The sequence below is a fragment of the Arthrobacter sp. P4_H3 genome (assembly GCF_056400885.1).
Genome location: NZ_JBFUKK010000029.1, coordinates 1 through 14,838, shown reverse-complemented (window position 1 = coordinate 14,838; position 14,838 = coordinate 1). Strand labels below are relative to the sequence as shown.

Annotated in this window: 14 protein-coding genes and 1 pseudogene; 12 read left to right on the top strand and 3 right to left on the bottom strand. The window is 65.4% G+C overall.

The features are described 5' to 3' along the window. The first annotated feature begins 3 nt into the window (after positions 1-3). Positions 4-444 carry a CBU_0592 family membrane protein gene (locus AC1DRE_RS23345; protein ID WP_476986865.1) on the top strand — a complete coding sequence of 147 codons (441 nt, stop codon included), beginning with the start codon at positions 4-6 and terminating at the stop codon, positions 442-444. 43 nt (positions 445-487) lie between these two features. Here AC1DRE_RS23345 and AC1DRE_RS23340 read toward each other — a convergent pair whose 3' ends face one another. Both AC1DRE_RS23340 and AC1DRE_RS23335 read right to left on the bottom strand, forming a co-directional pair. Continuing rightward, complete coding sequence (locus AC1DRE_RS23340; protein ID WP_476986864.1) at positions 488-1,189, bottom strand: SCO1664 family protein; 702 nt, start codon at positions 1,187-1,189, stop codon at positions 488-490. A gap of 13 nt (positions 1,190-1,202) precedes the next feature. After that, positions 1,203-1,886 (bottom strand): MSMEG_4193 family putative phosphomutase, encoded by a 684-nt coding sequence (locus tag AC1DRE_RS23335; RefSeq protein WP_476986863.1) that lies wholly within the window; start codon positions 1,884-1,886, stop codon positions 1,203-1,205. A 109-nt stretch (positions 1,887-1,995) separates the two neighbouring features. On the opposite strand from AC1DRE_RS23335, the gene AC1DRE_RS23330 reads away from it, so the two are divergent. The 9 genes from AC1DRE_RS23330 (at position 1,996) to AC1DRE_RS23290 (ending at position 12,597) form a co-directional block, all read left to right on the top strand. Further along, positions 1,996-3,384, top strand: a complete 1,389-nt coding sequence (locus AC1DRE_RS23330) for a sigma 54-interacting transcriptional regulator (protein WP_476986862.1) — start codon at positions 1,996-1,998, stop codon at positions 3,382-3,384. 31 nt (positions 3,385-3,415) lie between these two features. Then, on the top strand, positions 3,416-5,419 hold the full coding sequence (locus tag AC1DRE_RS23325) for a vWA domain-containing protein (protein WP_476986861.1): 2,004 nt from the start codon (positions 3,416-3,418) through the stop codon (positions 5,417-5,419). A gap of 66 nt (positions 5,420-5,485) precedes the next feature. After that, complete coding sequence (locus AC1DRE_RS23320; protein ID WP_476986860.1) at positions 5,486-5,794, top strand: hypothetical protein; 309 nt, start codon at positions 5,486-5,488, stop codon at positions 5,792-5,794. A gap of 167 nt (positions 5,795-5,961) precedes the next feature. Beyond that, positions 5,962-7,398 carry a glycoside hydrolase gene (locus tag AC1DRE_RS23315; RefSeq protein WP_476986859.1) on the top strand — a complete coding sequence of 479 codons (1,437 nt, stop codon included), beginning with the start codon at positions 5,962-5,964 and terminating at the stop codon, positions 7,396-7,398. A 43-nt stretch (positions 7,399-7,441) separates the two neighbouring features. Next, positions 7,442-8,776 (top strand): ABC transporter substrate-binding protein, encoded by a 1,335-nt coding sequence (locus AC1DRE_RS23310; RefSeq protein WP_476986858.1) that lies wholly within the window; start codon positions 7,442-7,444, stop codon positions 8,774-8,776. Positions 8,777-8,819: 43 nt separating this feature from the next. Then, a complete protein-coding gene (locus AC1DRE_RS23305; RefSeq protein WP_307050836.1) occupies positions 8,820-9,701 on the top strand; it encodes a carbohydrate ABC transporter permease in 882 nt (293 codons plus the stop codon). After that, a complete protein-coding gene (locus AC1DRE_RS23300) occupies positions 9,698-10,603 on the top strand; it encodes a carbohydrate ABC transporter permease (RefSeq protein ID WP_476986857.1) in 906 nt (301 codons plus the stop codon). The genes AC1DRE_RS23305 and AC1DRE_RS23300 overlap by 4 nt, the downstream gene beginning before the upstream one ends. Before the next feature lie 38 nt (positions 10,604-10,641). Further along, a complete protein-coding gene (locus tag AC1DRE_RS23295) occupies positions 10,642-11,721 on the top strand; it encodes a LacI family DNA-binding transcriptional regulator (protein ID WP_476986856.1) in 1,080 nt (359 codons plus the stop codon). 132 nt (positions 11,722-11,853) lie between these two features. Next, positions 11,854-12,597 (top strand): GOLPH3/VPS74 family protein, encoded by a 744-nt coding sequence (locus AC1DRE_RS23290; RefSeq protein ID WP_476986855.1) that lies wholly within the window; start codon positions 11,854-11,856, stop codon positions 12,595-12,597. A 56-nt stretch (positions 12,598-12,653) separates the two neighbouring features. On the opposite strand, the gene AC1DRE_RS23285 is transcribed toward AC1DRE_RS23290, so the two are convergent. Then, on the bottom strand, positions 12,654-13,502 hold the full coding sequence (locus AC1DRE_RS23285; RefSeq protein WP_476986854.1) for an HAD-IIB family hydrolase: 849 nt from the start codon (positions 13,500-13,502) through the stop codon (positions 12,654-12,656). 163 nt (positions 13,503-13,665) lie between these two features. Between AC1DRE_RS23285 and AC1DRE_RS23280 the strand changes: the two genes are divergently transcribed. Together AC1DRE_RS23280 and AC1DRE_RS23275 are read left to right on the top strand one after the other, a co-directional pair. Next, positions 13,666-14,550, top strand: a complete 885-nt coding sequence (locus AC1DRE_RS23280; RefSeq protein WP_476986853.1) for an aminoglycoside phosphotransferase family protein — start codon at positions 13,666-13,668, stop codon at positions 14,548-14,550. Between the two features lie 55 nt (positions 14,551-14,605). Beyond that, a pseudogene (locus tag AC1DRE_RS23275) lies at positions 14,606-14,838 on the top strand (HNH endonuclease signature motif containing protein); the annotation flags it as partial.

Below are 14,838 nucleotides of genomic sequence, written 5' to 3'. Positions count from 1 at the left end.
ATCATGGAACTGCTGTGGGAAATTGCAGGTTGGTCGGGGGCAGTTCTGATCCTGTCGGCATACCTGTCTGTCTCCATGGGCTGGTTGAAGGCCGGCAAGCGCTTCCAGGTGGCCAACCTCATCGGCGCATGTGCCTTCATCGTCAATGGTGCGGTCCACGAAGCGTGGCCCTCGGTGGTCACGAACGTTGCCTGGTGCCTTATTTCGGCCATCGCGATTCTTCGCATGAGGGCCACGCAGGAGTCGCCGGTGGCCGCAGTTGAGGCGCCGCAGGTGCAATTTCCCGGCGTCCCTGACACAACCGGCCAAATCGCTGTTGTCGAGGCAATTACTTATGCCGTCCATGGCGACGTCGCCGGACGCGCGGCTGAGTGCCAGGCAAGCCTGCGTGACGGGCGGCCAGCGGATTCGGCACTCCTCAGTAGCGCCGCGGGGAAGTGCTAGCGACGGAGAGTCACAAAACGCCGAAGCGGGGCCTGGAAGCGGTCTAAACGAGCGGCCAGGGGTAGCGCATACCGGTGCGGTCAACCGGCAGCACCCCTGCGCGGAGCAGGCGCCGCACGCGGCGCTGCAAAGCGGTGACCTCGTCGACGTCGAGGAGCTCGGCCACGTCGGGAGGCGCGGCCCCTGCCAGCGGAGCGATGTCCTCGAGCAGGGCATCCGGGACGGGCTCACCGGCGAAATCCCAGATCACGGTACGCAGTTTGAAGCCGGACGAGAAGCACAGCCCGTGGTCGATGCCCCACACGCGGCCGTCGTCGCCGCGCAGCACGTGGCCGCTTTTGCGGTCGGTGTTGTTGGTGATGTAGTCGAACAGCGCGATGCGGGCCAGCTCGCGGTGGGTTTCGGGGGCGTCAGCGAACAGGGTGAAGTAATGCTCCTGGAAGTCGCACTCGATGAACCACTGCAGCGAGCCGACCCCCAAAGGAGCCTCCTCCCGGATCACCGTCGGCGGCACCAGGCCCCACCCCAGCGACTCGCTGAGCAGGTAGGCTGCGCGCTCCCGCCGGTAGAGGCCGGGCTCGAAATCGAACAGCGGCTTTTCCCCGGCCTCGGGCTTGTAGACCGCGTACGCGGCGTCGTCCGCCCGCGAGACCTGGACGAGGAACGTCTCGTTGCTGCTGCGCGGGATGCGTCCGATCAGCTCGATGCTGCCCTGCGTGAGCAGGCCCAGTTCCCTACCGGACATAGGCTGGCCCAACTCACTGCCCCCTCAGCCCGCTCAGCGGTTCCGCGGTCGAATTCACCATCAGCACGGCGGGCGCCTGACCCTCCACAAACGAGATGGCCGACACCGAACCCGGGCTGATGACGATCCGCTGGAAAAGGTCCAGGGGTTGGCCCAAAGAGTGGGCGACGGCGGCCTTGATGGGATCGGCGTGCGAGAAACACACCACGACGCCCCCAACGTGGGCAGTTCGCAGTGCCTCCAGCGTTCCGACCATCCGCGCCTGCAATTCCGTGAAGCTCTCGCCATTCGGGAAACGGAAGGTCGACGGGCTGTGCTGGACGGTCTTCCACTCCGGCAGCGCGGCGACGTCCGCCAGAGCAGCCCCCGTCCAGTCGCCGAAATCGCATTCGAGCAGGCCGTCGTCGTGCTTCACATCCCGTCCTGTCCGGGCCGCCGTCGGCTCCGCCGTCTCGCAGGCGCGCTCCAGCGGCGAGGAATAGACGGCGTCGACCGGAAGGTCCGCGAGGCGCTCCGCGACCCGGTCAGCCTGGGCACGGCCGCGGTCTGAAAGATGCAGCCCCGGTGCCCGCCCCGGCAGCACCCTGCCGGTCGTCGGCGTCTCCCCATGGCGCACCAAAAGGAGGAGCGTTCCCGGCGGACCCGGCGGCGGCCCCGATGGAGGTGCCGGCGACGCCGGCGGCATGACTGCAGTCATCAGATTCCAAGCGTAGCGGCAGGGGTCCCCCGCCCGAGCTTGCGAGGGATGGGGAAGTCGCGGAGCGGTAGGGGGTGCCATGGCCCGGCGCGAGGTCTACCGTAGAGGAGTGAGCGATCGCCCCGATATCTTCACTGTTGGTGAACTGCGTGCCTCCGGCCACGTGCACAAGGACCTGCGCCGCGAAATCCGCGACAACCTGCTCGCCGCGCTCGCGGCCGGCCGTGATCCCTGGCCCGGAATGTTCGGCTTCAGCCGGACCGTCCTGCCCCAGCTCGAGCGGGCCCTTCTGGCCGGGCACGACGTCGTCCTGCTCGGCGAACGGGGGCAGGGCAAAACACGGCTGCTGCGCACCCTGGCCGGGCTGCTGGACGAGTGGTCGCCGGTGATTGAGGAATCGGAACTCAACGAACACCCGTACGAACCCATCACGGAGCACTCCCGCGCCCGCGCCCTCACCGAGGGGGACCGGCTGCGGGTAGCATGGCGCCATCGCTCCGAACGGTACGTCGAAAAGCTCGCGACGCCGGACACCTCCGTCGCCGACCTGATCGGCGACATCGACCCGATGCGGGTGGCCGAGGGCCGCCGGCTCGGCGACCCGGAAACCATCCACTACGGCCTGGTTCCGCGCTCCAACCGCGGAATCATCGCCATCAACGAGCTGCCCGACCTCGCCGAGCGCATCCAGGTCTCGATGCTGAACGTGATGGAGGAACGCGACATCCAGATCCGCGGCTACGTGCTGCGGCTGCCGCTGGACGTTCTCGTCGTCGCGTCCGCCAACCCGGAGGACTACACGAACCGCGGCCGGATCATCACGCCGCTGCGGGACCGCTTCGGCGCCGAGATCCGCACCCACTACCCGATCGAGCTCGACGACGAGGTGGCCGTCATCCGGCAGGAAGGCCAGCTGGTGGCCGGCGTCCCGCCCGTCATCCTGGAAATCCTGGCCCGCTACACCCGGGCGCTGCGCCAGTCCCCGGCGATCAACCAGACCTCCGGGGTTTCCGCTCGGTTCGCCATTGCGGGTGCCGAAACCGTCGCCGCGGCTGCCCTTCGCCGGGCCAGTGTGCGCGGCGAGGACGAGGCCGTGGCCCGGATCATCGACCTGGACGCGGCGGTGGAAGTCCTCGCGGGCAAGATTGAGTTCGAGTCCGGCGAGGAAGGGCGTGAACAGGACATCCTGGACCATCTCCTGCGCATGGCCACCGCAGAGGCCGTGCGGGCGCACTTCCACGGCATCGACATGGGCGAACTCGTGGCCGCGCTCGACGGCCACACCACAGTGACCACCGGGGAACTGGTCACCGCGCGGGAGTTCCTGCAGAACCTCCCCTCCCTCAACGGCTCCGGCCTTTACGACGAAATCAGTGAGCGCCTGGGTGCGACGAACGACGGGCAGCGGGCCGCCGCCGTCGAACTGGCATTGGAAGGCCTTTACCTCGCCCGCCGGATCGCCAAGGAGTCCGACGACGAGGAGACAATTTACGGCTAACAAGCCGCTCAGCCACGCTAGAGGAGGGCCCATGAGCGTGCACAACCGGTCCAGGTACAGCCGGTACAGGGGCGGACCTGACCCGCTCGCCCCGCCGGTGGACCTGGCGGAAGCCCTCGACGCCGTCGCCGAGGACGTGATGGCCGGCTACTCGCCCCGGCACGCCCTGCAGGAGTTCCTGCGGCGCGGCGGCAGAAGCAGGGAGGGCCTCGACGACCTCGCCGGCCGCGTCCAGCAGCGGCGCAAGGACCTTCTGGGCCGGCACAAGCTGGACGGCACCCTCAACGAAGTCCGGAAACTGCTGGACACCGCGGTGCTGGAGGAGCGCAAACAGCTGGCCCGCGACGCCATGATGGACAACACCGACCGCGCCTTCCGGGAGATGCAGCTGCAGAACCTGCCCCGGTCCACGGCGGCGGCGGTCAACGAACTGGCCTCCTATGACTGGCAGTCGAGCACCGCCCGGGAAGCCTACGAACGGATCAAGGACCTGCTGGGCCGCGAGGTCCTGGACCAGCGGTTCGCCGGCATGAAGCAGGCACTCGAGAACGCCACCGATGAGGACCGCGCGGCCGTCAGCGAGATGCTGCAGGACCTCAACGGGCTGCTCGACAAACACCGGCGCGGCGAGGACACCGATGCGGACTTCCAGAACTTCATGGCCAAGCACGGCCAGTTCTTTCCGGAGAATCCGCAATCGGTCGAGGAACTGATCGACGCCCTGGCCCAGCGCGCGGCAGCAGCCCAGCGGATGCTGCAGTCCATGTCCCGGGAGCAGCGGGAGGAGCTGATGAACCTTTCCGCCCAGGCGTTCGGCTCGCCCGAGCTTATGGCACAGCTGGGCCAACTCGATGCCAACCTGCAAGCCTTGCGCCCCGGCGAGGACTGGAGCGGCTCCGAACGCTTTGAGGGGGAGGAGGGGCTCGGACTCGGCGACGGCACCGGCGTGCTGCAGGACCTCGCCGAGCTGGACGAGCTGTCCGAGCAGCTCTCCCAGTCCTACAACGGCTCTCGCCTGGACGACCTGGATCTGGACGCGCTGGCCCGCCAGCTCGGGCAGGATGCCGCCGTGACGGCACGCACCCTCGCTGAAATCGAGAAGGCAATGCACGACGGCGGGTACCTCCAGCGCGGGGCCGATGGCGACCTCCGGTTGTCACCGCAGGCCATGCGGCGGCTGGGGCGGGCGCTGCTGCGGGACACCGCCAAGCAGCTTGCCAGCAGGCAGGGGCGCCGGGACACGCGTGTTGCCGGGGCGGCCGGGGACCAGACCGGCTCCAGCCGCCAGTGGGAGTTCGGCGACGCCGAGCCCTGGGACGTCACCCGGACCATCACCAACGCGATCCGCCGGACGATTGCCGACGGCGGCGATCCGGCCCGCGGACTGCGCCTCGCCGCGGATGACATCGAGGTGGCGGAGACCGAGGCGCGCACCCAGGCAGCCGTGGTCCTGCTCGTGGACGTGTCCTTCTCGATGGCCGCCCAAGGACGCTGGGTGCCCATGAAACGCACCGCGCTCGCCCTGCACCACCTAATTTCAACGCGTTTCCGCGGCGACCGGCTGCAGCTGATCACGTTCGGCCGCTACGCGCAGACCATGGACATCGGCGAGCTCACGGCCTTGCCGGCCTTCCGGGACAAGGGAACCAATCTGCACCACGGCTTGCTGCTGGCCGGCCGGTTCTTCCGCAAGCACCCCTCGATGCAGCCGGTCCTCCTGGTGGTGACCGACGGCGAACCAACCGCGCACCTGCTGGCCGACGGTGAGACCTGGTTCGACTACCCGCCGGACCCGGAGACCATCCGGGTTACCGTGGCCGAACTGGACCGCCTGGGGCGTGCCGGCACGCAGGCCACGTTCTTCCGGCTCGGCAGCGACCCCGGCCTGGAACGGTTCGTCCAGCGGATGGCCCGCCGGATTGGTGGCCGGGTGGTGGCACCCGAGACCGGGGACCTGGGCGCTGCCGTGGTGGGGGAGTACCTTCGCGCCCACTTCCGCGGCCGCCCCTACGGCGACGCCGACTGGGTCAAGTAGAAGGCTGTTCGGCGCTAACCCACAGCGCACGACGGCGCGGTTAGTTGCCCCGCTAGACTCGCCTGCATGGGGGAAGACAACACATCCGGGGAACGTAAGCCAAACAAGCCCGCCCGCGTATCTGCCGCCGTGCTGCCCGCGGTGGGCCTCGTCGCGGTGCTGGTGGGTTGCCTCGTCGCCTGGAGCAACGCGAGTGCCAGCGTTGGCTGGTTCGCCTACGCGCCGCTGAGCAACCAGGTCTTCTTGGGCAGCGGCGTGGCCTTCGTAAGTCAGGGGACGCAGATCGGCCTGGCAGTAGCAGTCACCGGCCTGCTCGTCCTGGCATTCTGGGCCGGTCTCAGAATCGGCAGAAGAGCCAACACGACGAATCAGTAACCCGCTTGAACTGAGGAGCGGATAGACCGTCGGGCCCACGCTCAGTCACCGTTGTCGGGGACAACGAAAGATTAAAAATCCAATTTTGCTAAAACGCTTGATCAAACTCTGGCCGGGGGTTAGATTACTCATGATCAAACGCTTAAGCAGAATGGACGTCAGCGCCGATGAAACGCTCAGCCTTCTTCCAACCCACCGATGGATGGGTCGGAGACCTTATCCCCTTCGAGAAGGACGGGGAGTTCTGGCTCTTCTACCTTCACGAGGTCCGGGCAGACCCGAAGCCGGGAACCTCGTGGAACCTTGTCACCACCAAAGACCTCACGCAGTTTGAGGACCAAGGCGTTTCCCTAAGGCACGGAAGTGAAACGGACCTGGATTTCAACGCCTACACGGGCAGCGTCGTCGTCGATGAAACCGGCATCCACCATCTGTTCTACACAGGCCAAAACCCGCGCAACGTCGGACCGGACGGTGCGCCCCTTCAGCTCGTCATGCACGCCACGAGCACAGATGGCATGCAGACCTGGGCGAAGCACCCGGAACTCACCTTCGGCGCCCCGGACGGCTACGAGTCCGGCGACTGGCGGGATCCCTTCGTCTTCCGGGACGAGGCCGCGGGCCAATGGCGGATGCTGCTGGCGGCCCGGCACTCCACCGGGCCGGAACGTCGGCGCGGTGTCATTGCCCAGTGCGTCTCCAGCGACTTGATGACCTGGCAGCACACCGAACCGTTCTGGGACCCGCGCCGCTACATCACCCAAGAATGCCCGGACGTCTTCTCCTGGGGCGACTGGTGGTACCTGGTCTACTCGGAGTTCTCCGAATCCTTCACCACCCGGTACCGCATGGCCAAGAGCCCCGACGGCCCCTGGAGCGTACCGACCCTGGACACCATCGACGGCCGCGCCTTCTACGCATCCAAGACCGCCGAACGCGACGGACGCCGCTTCTTTTTCGGCTGGATCGCCAGCAAGGAAGGCAACACCGATGACGGGCCCTGGCAGTGGGCCGGCACGATGTCGGTCCTGGAGGCCCGGCAAAACCCCGACGGAACCCTGGGATTCGCCTTGGCCGACGAACTCGTGGACAGCTTCTGGGAGGACGTCCCGGTATCCCTGACAAGCGGGCTGCCGATACGACTGGAAGTACCAGACGGGTACACCGCCATCGTCTCCGACGAAGAACTGCCCGGCCAGTTCTACGCCTCGGCAGTACTCGACATCGGCCCCAACACCACCGAATGCGGTCTGCTGCTGCGCTCAAGCCAGGACGGGGACCAGTCCTACGTTCTGCGCCTCGAACCGAAGCGCGGCCGCATGGTGTTCGACCGGTGGCCGCGGAAAGTCACCGGCGACGCGCAATGGCATGTCTCCGGGGACATTCCGTACGACGTCGAACTGGAGCGCCCCTGCGACCTGACTCCCGGGGAGCACACCCTCGAACTCGTCGTGGACGGGGACCTGTGCGTCGCCGTTTTGGATCGGCAGGTCGCCCTCAGCACCAGGATCTACGACCTGCCGGCGGGGCGGATCGGCGTCTTCGCCGGGGAGGGGTCCGCAACTCTTACCGAACTTCAGATACGCAAGCGCACAGACACCTAAACACTCACAGCACTTTCGGCTCGAATCAAAGGAGATTTATCCCATGAAGAAGCTATTCCGAACAGCCGCCGTGGCAGCGGCCGCAGCCCTCGCTCTGGCCGGATGCGGCAGCGGAGCAGCCAGTGACCCTTCCAACGTCAGTCCCACCGGGGAAGTCAAGCCCCGTGAGATTTCGTGGCTGCTGTCCCGGCCGGCCGACGGGGCCGTCATCAACATCATGAAGAAGATCGCGGACGACTACGCCAAGGACCACCCGGGCTTCTCGCTCAACCTGATCACGACGCCGGACAGGCCCTCCTACATCCAGAAGCTTGAGACCCTGGCCGCCGCGAACAAGCTTCCCGAGCTCTTCGACACCGACGCCACACCCTTCGCCCAGCAGCTGGCCAAACAGGGCAAGATGGTCGACGCCGAAAAGCTGCTCAAATCCCTTGGCGTCTACGACAGCTACCGGCCCAGCGCGCTGGACTACCAGCGCTTCGACGACGGGTCCCTGAACATGATTCCGTTCCAGTTCGAGCTGGAGTTTATTTGGTACAACAAGGCCCTGCTGCAGAAGGCGGGAGTGTCCGCCCCGAAGTCCCTCGATGACCTCCCCGCCATGTGCACTGCCCTGCGCAACGCCGGCATCACCCCTATCGCCATCGATGGCCAGGACCAATGGCCTCTGGAGCGGTATGTCGCCTACCAGCCGTTCCGTGAAGGCGGACCGGATTTCATCCAGAAGCTCAAAAAGGGCGAAGCAAAGTTCTCTGACCCCGCGGGCCAGAAGACCGTCGAGTGGCTGGCTTCGCTCGGGAAGGCCAAGTGCTTCCAGGACGGATTTTCCTCACAGGGGTACTCCGACGCCCAGAACCAGTTCACCTCCGGTCAGGCAGCGATGTACAACATCGGCACTTGGGAACTGCCCAGCCTGGCAACAGACAAGCTGAACCCCTCAGTGCGGGATGACATCGACTTCTTCACCCTCCCGACCACTGAAGGATCAGTCACTGCAGCCAACGAATTCGTCTCCCCGTCCGGTATCGGCATGGCAGTCAATTCCAAGACATACGACCCGCTCGTGAGCGACTTCCTGAAGTTTGCGCTGGAGAAGTACCCGTCCGAATACGCGGCCACCGGTGCACTTTCGCCGACTACAAACGTAGAGACAGCCGTGCCGGCCAACGCCACCCCCCTGTACAAGAAGGCCCTGGACATGGCCAACGACCTCGGGGACAAGCAGGCCATGCCGTGGGACACCCAGCTCGACCCCACAACCAACGGCAGGCTGCAGCAGGAGCTCGTGCTCCTGGTCCAGGGCAACATCACGCCCGAACAGTTCACCAGCACGATGGACAGCACCATCGCGCAAAACGCCCCGAAGTTCTTCAAGTAATCACAGCGGTGGGGGCTACGGCCCCCACCCGAAAGGCCTAGCCATGCTTCCCAATAGGTCACGACTCTCTGTCCTGGTCTTCCTGCTCCCACCCTTGCTGCTTTACGGCGTCGCGGTGCTGTTCCCCATCATGCAGTCGCTGTTCCTGAGTTTCTTCTCCTGGAACGGCATCAGCGACATGGAGTTCGTGGGGCTCGCCAACTATGTGCGGATGCTCACCGGAGACGACATCTTCTGGCGCTCCTTCTTCAACGCCCTCGGATATCTCGCCATCTGCCTGGTCCTGCAGCTCGGCGGCGCCCTGCTCGTGGCCAGCCTCCTCACCTCCATGCGCCGCGGCCGCGAGCTCATCAAAACTCTCTACCTCCTGCCGGCAGTGATCTCAACCGTGGCAATCGCGTTCCTGTTCGTGCGCATCTACTCGATCGAACCGGTCGGCCTGCTCAACCAGCTCCTGCACTGGATCGGCCTCGGTGCCCTGGAACGTCCCTGGCTCTCGGACATCCACACCGTTCTCGCCGCAGTATCGGCGCCCGAGGGCTGGCGCTTCACCGGCCTTTACATGCTCATCATCTACGCGGCGTTGCTGTCTGTCCCGCAGGAACTTGAGGAGGCAGCCCGCCTCGACGGCGCGTCGCGGTGGCAACTGTTCACCAAGATCCGCTTCCCGCACATCATGCCCGTCTGGATCACCACCACGATCATGGCCACGACCTACGGCCTGCGCGGATTCGACATCCCGTACCTCATGACCAACGGCGGCCCCGGCCAGTCCTCGGAGTTGCTGACCACGTACATGTACAAGACGGCATTCACGAGCACCGACTTCGGTTACGCCAGTACCATCGCCGTATTCATCGTCGTCGAGTGCCTGGTTGCCGTAGGACTCATCCTCTTCATGCTCAAACGAAAGGCGGACGCATGACCGCGCCAGCAGCTCCGATCACACGGCCCACCACCGTCATGCCAGACAGCCAGCCGCCGCTCCGCAGGCGACGCAAGCCCAGCCTCCACGGCACGCTGTCAAAGGTGATCATCGCCCTTATCGTCATCGTGCAGGTCTACCCGCTGGCCTGGCTGTTCATCACCAGCCTGCGCACAGAACACGACTTCGCCACCGGCGACCCCTTCGCACTCCCGAAGGCGATCACCTTCGAAAACTACGCCCGTGCTTTCGAGACCGGCAATCTCGGAATGAACATCCTCAACAGTTTCATCGTCACGATGGGCGCCAACCTCCTGATTGTGCTCCTGGGAATGATGGCCGCTTACGCCCTCCAGGTCCTGGGCTTCCGCTTCAGCAAGATTGTCCGCAGCCTGTTCCTGATCGGCATCATCGTGCCCGTGCAGATCGCCCTGGTACCGCTCTTCATCGACTACTCAACCATCAACCTGCTCGACACCTACCCATCGATGATCATCCCCCTGGCCGGCTTCGCCCTGCCGATGTCGATCTACCTCTTCTCCTCGTTCTTCGAATACATCCCCAGGGAAACGTACGAGGCGGCGTCACTCGACGGAGCCGGGCCCTACCGGATCTTCGGACTCATCACCTTGCCCCTCTCGGTGAACACTGTCGTGACGGTCGTGCTGGTCAACAGCATCTTCATCTGGAACGACTTCATCTTCGCCAACACCTTCGTCCTCTCCGAGGAACTTAAGACCATCCCGCTGGGCCTGCAGAACTACATCGGAGCCATGGGCAAGACCGACTGGACAGCCACGTTCGCCGCCGTCTGCGTCACCATCACCCCGCTGCTGCTGGTCTTCCTCGTGCTCAACAAGGCCATGATCCAAGGCCTTGAGAGCGGGGCGAGCAAAGGATGACGGCAAGAACAGACGGATATACTCCTGACGGAGGACACATGATTTCGCAGGAGAATAGTTCGGTCACGCCATCGGGGGCGGCTGCCCCGCTGGAACGTCCCCCACGCCCTCAACCCGTCACCCTCCGGCAAGTTGCCGAGGCCGCCGGTGTCTCCACTGCCACCGTTTCCCTGGTCGTGAACAAGAAGAAGGCCGCACGGATTTCCGACGAGACCCGCAAGCGGGTGCGGGACGCGATCCGGGACCTGGGTTACCGGCCAAATGCCATGGCGCAAACCCTGGTCAGCGGCAGTTCCCGCTTCATCGGCCTGGTCGCCGACGCCATCGCCACCACCCCTTTCGCCGGCCAGATCATCCACGGCGCCCAGGATGAGGCCTGGAAGCACGGCTACGCCCTTCTCATCGCCAATACCGAAGGCAACCGCGAACTTGAGACGGACGCGATTGCGATGATGCTCGAGTACAAGGTCCGCGGCATTCTTTACTCGACCTGGTTCCACCGGGCCACGGACGTGCCGGCATCTCTTCGGGAATCGGACTTCGTCCTCGTCAACTGCTTTTCTGCCGAATCCGGCGCCCGGGCTGTCGTCCCGGATGAAATACAAGGCGGACGTTCAGCTACGGAAATCCTGCTGAAGCACGGCCACCGCCGAATCGCGTTCATCAATGCCACCATTCCCGCCCCGGCAAAGGACGGACGACTCCAGGGCTACAAGGAAGCGCTGGAAGCCGAAGGCATTCCGTTCGATGCGGGCCTGGTCCTGGAAGCCTATCCAGATCAGGAAGGCGGGTACGGAGCGACCGAGGAACTCCTCAAACGCGATGTCACGGCCGTGTACTGCTACAACGACCGAATGGCGATGGGGCTATACGACGGACTACGCGAGCGCGGGCTCGCCATACCGGACGACATTGCAGTGGTGGGATTCGACAACCAGGAAGTCATCGCCGCCCACCTCCGGCCTCCACTTTCCACCGTATCTCTACCCCACTACGAACTGGGCGCGGCCGGAGTGAGAATGCTTCTGGGCCTTGAAGAAGCACAGGCCGCTGCCCCCACAAAGATCCACTGTCCCACGGTGGAACGGAACTCGGTACGGGCACTGGCCCCCGCTTAGCCACCACCCCGGGCCTCGCATCCGAGGGTGGCTGGTCGGCGCTGTAGGTTTTTGCTGCGTTCTCCAGCGGAAACCCGGCGAGGCTTGTAAATCCTCATTGTGGTGACCGCCCAACTGGGCCACCATGATGCTATGAACGCTGAAACGCCAAAGGCGGCGGAGTTGAGCCTTCCCCAGGCTTTCCTCCTTCTGGCTACGAACGATAAGAACGGCAAACCTGAAGTGCCCTTGTTCGCACTCAGGACCACGGTGGCAGGGGCGATACTGGCCGAGCTGGACCTGCTCGGCGCGGTCGGGTTGCAGGGGAAATATGTCAGGGCTACCGGCACCGACCCGACGACGGAGTTCCAGCACGAACTGGAGCTCATCCGCGGTAAATCGCGGCCCCGCACTCCCAAATGGTGGGTCTCCGTACTGGACAGCCGCGCCGAAGTGCAGAGCGTCTACGAGGGAATGGCATCACTGGGCATCGTGGAACATGTCGGTGAAAAGCACCTGGGCCGGTTCCGGCCCGTGCGGTACCCGCACAAGGACCACGCTCCGGAGGCAGCCCTCCTGGAAAAGATCGAGGCCGCGCTCAGCGGTGCGCCGGCCGATCTCGAAGCGCCTGATTCCGAGGCCTCTGATGCTGAGTCGACTGATTCCACGAAGCCTGGTGCCGGGACCCCTGATGCCAAGCCTGCTTCCAAAGGGCCCGATGTCAGGACCACAGTGCTGATCGCCCTGCTTCAGGCAGCCGGACTGCTCGGCAAGCTCTTCCCGGCAGCAGACCTCACCCGGGCAAGTGAGCTGGCGAGGGACTACTGGCCCACCCGCGCCGCGGAGGACGAACTTCGCCTGACCCGACTGGCCGAAGAAGAAGCCGCAACCTTGTGATGCTGACTTAAGGTCACCCTTAGGACCCAGGAGCGAATGACTCTAATCGGGCCGGATCAGATGAGGCCGAGCTCGGCGAAGGCGGCAACGAGCCCTTCCTGACGGGGAGGAGCGGCCGTGCGGTCGGCAAGCGCCACCAGCTCCGGGAGTGATCCTTCGATGGCGATACCGACGCCTGCGTAGGCGATCATTTCCAGGTCGTTGGCGCCGTCGCCCACCGCAATCGTGTCCGCCTGGGCGATGCCCAGATGGGCGGCGACGGCCGCGACGCCGTCGGCCTTGCTGATTCCGCGCTGGTACAGTTCCCCCGCATGCCGGCCCTCGTCGGCCACCGAATTGGCCACCACTGCAATGGCCCCGCCGATTTCCCAGACCAAGCTCTCCATTGCAACGGGGGAGTCAAACACGGAGACCTTGGCGAACGGCACGTCGGCACGGTTGGAGCTGGTTCGCACTGCCCGGAGGATGTCGGACGAACCTACCGGGCCTTCGGGTGCCTGTTCGAAATGGGCGTCAAGGATGGCCCGCAAGCGTTCCAGCGCTGCGGGTGGTACGTGCAGCGCCTCCTGCGCTTCCAGGACATATACGGCGTCGTGAGCGTCGAGCGCCCGGACCGTCCTGGCCGCAAGGTCCGCCGGAAAGCGCCGGTCCACGAGGACCATCCCGGCCACCTCGGCGTAGGCGCCGGCGCTGGCCACGAGGCCGTCGAAACCAGCGGCGAGGATGCTCGGGGGCAACATTGAAACCGGGCGCCCCGTGCAAAGGAAGACCCGGTGTCCGGCCTTCCGCGCCGCCTGTACAGCCCGCACATGGCCTTCGGGTACGACGCCGTAGTCCGCGTACGTGCCGTCCACGTCAAGGAAGACAGCCCGGACAGTTCCAGTGGTGCTCGGCGTTGCGCTCATGCTCCCGGATCATACCCATCCGCAACATCCCGACCTAACGGGTACCTGATCACGACGCCTGCGCCCAGGGACGACCGAGGGCGCCCCCACCTGCTCCCGGGGATCTGAACTATATTCGGACAACGGAAATGACGGATTGCATCGCAGGAAGGCGGACCTCTAAATGGCGGGAATGCCACCAGCCACGGTGGAAGTAAATGAGGCGGTAGTCCAGTGCCTCGTCCGGGACCAGCGGCCCGACCTCGGCGATCGTCCCTTGGCGCGGGTTGCGAACGGCTGGGACAACGCGACCTTCCGGCTCGGCGACGACCTCGCCGTCCGGCTGCCGCGCAGGGCGGAGGCTGTTTCGCTGATACTGCACGAGCTGCGCTACCTTCCCGACATAGCCCGCCGCTCCCCGGTTGCGGTTCCTGTCCCCGTCCATGCAGGCCAGCCGACGTCGGACTTTCCGTGGCCGTGGAGCATCGTGCGGTGGGTCCCCGGAGCCGCCGCGGCCGACGTTGGCCCGGCAGGCCGCGGGCCGGCCGCTCAAGGCGTGGCCGATTTCCTCCTGTCCCTCCACGTGCCCGCCGAATCCGGCGTCCCGGTGAATCCTTTCCGCGGCGTGCCGCTGACGGACCGTGATTCCGCGCTGGTGGAACGGCTCGGGGACCGCGAACGCTACCCGCAGGCAGCGGCGTTGAGAGCGTTGTGGGCGCAGGCCTGTGCCGCCAAAGCCTGGGATGGTCCGGCCATGATGCTCCACGGGGACCTTCACCCGGGAAATATCCTGCTGGCCGACAACGGCTCGTTGGCCGGCGTCATCGATTTCGGCGACGTCGGGGCAGGGGACCCGGCGGTCGATCTTGCGGTGGGGTGGCTGATGTTCGACGCCGGCGCCCGCCACCGCTTCATGGACGCCTTTGGTGCCGCAGTGGACAGCGACACCTGGACGCGGGCCCGGGGCTGGGCCCTCATCCTGTCCACCGCCATGCTGAGCAACTCCGACGACAATCCGCGGATGTTCTCCGTGGGAGAGTTCGGGATCAGGCAGATCCTGGAAGGCTGACTGTGCCACTCTGATGCCGGCGAAAATTGTCAGTGCCTCCTGTCATGCTGTGGGTATGGACGGCAAAGCAGTTGCGGAGACGTTGGAGGCCATGGCGGCCTCCCTTGTTGCTCTGGCTGCATGTGCCCGTCGCGGGGCCGGGAATGTGGCTTCGAGTCCCAACCCTCTTCAGGACGAAGCGGACGCATGCCTGGACGGTATGACTGCGGCGGGCAGTATGGAAGCCATGATGGCTGCGCTGAAAGTGCACTTCGCCGACGGATACGCCCACGCTGCCGCGGCCATGGC

Coding starts and splice junctions, on each gene's coding strand:
- AC1DRE_RS23345 (WP_476986865.1), top strand. CDS start 4: ATGGAACTGCTGTGGGAAATTGCAGGTTGGTCGGGGGCAGTTCTGATC.
- AC1DRE_RS23340 (WP_476986864.1), bottom strand. CDS start 1,189: ATGTCCGGTAGGGAACTGGGCCTGCTCACGCAGGGCAGCATCGAGCTG.
- AC1DRE_RS23335 (WP_476986863.1), bottom strand. CDS start 1,886: ATGACTGCAGTCATGCCGCCGGCGTCGCCGGCACCTCCATCGGGGCCG.
- AC1DRE_RS23325 (WP_476986861.1), top strand. CDS start 3,416: ATGAGCGTGCACAACCGGTCCAGGTACAGCCGGTACAGGGGCGGACCT.
- AC1DRE_RS23320 (WP_476986860.1), top strand. CDS start 5,486: ATGGGGGAAGACAACACATCCGGGGAACGTAAGCCAAACAAGCCCGCC.
- AC1DRE_RS23315 (WP_476986859.1), top strand. CDS start 5,962: ATGAAACGCTCAGCCTTCTTCCAACCCACCGATGGATGGGTCGGAGAC.
- AC1DRE_RS23310 (WP_476986858.1), top strand. CDS start 7,442: ATGAAGAAGCTATTCCGAACAGCCGCCGTGGCAGCGGCCGCAGCCCTC.
- AC1DRE_RS23305 (WP_307050836.1), top strand. CDS start 8,820: ATGCTTCCCAATAGGTCACGACTCTCTGTCCTGGTCTTCCTGCTCCCA.
- AC1DRE_RS23300 (WP_476986857.1), top strand. CDS start 9,698: ATGACCGCGCCAGCAGCTCCGATCACACGGCCCACCACCGTCATGCCA.
- AC1DRE_RS23295 (WP_476986856.1), top strand. CDS start 10,642: ATGATTTCGCAGGAGAATAGTTCGGTCACGCCATCGGGGGCGGCTGCC.
- AC1DRE_RS23290 (WP_476986855.1), top strand. CDS start 11,854: ATGAACGCTGAAACGCCAAAGGCGGCGGAGTTGAGCCTTCCCCAGGCT.
- AC1DRE_RS23285 (WP_476986854.1), bottom strand. CDS start 13,502: ATGAGCGCAACGCCGAGCACCACTGGAACTGTCCGGGCTGTCTTCCTT.
- AC1DRE_RS23280 (WP_476986853.1), top strand. CDS start 13,666: ATGGCGGGAATGCCACCAGCCACGGTGGAAGTAAATGAGGCGGTAGTC.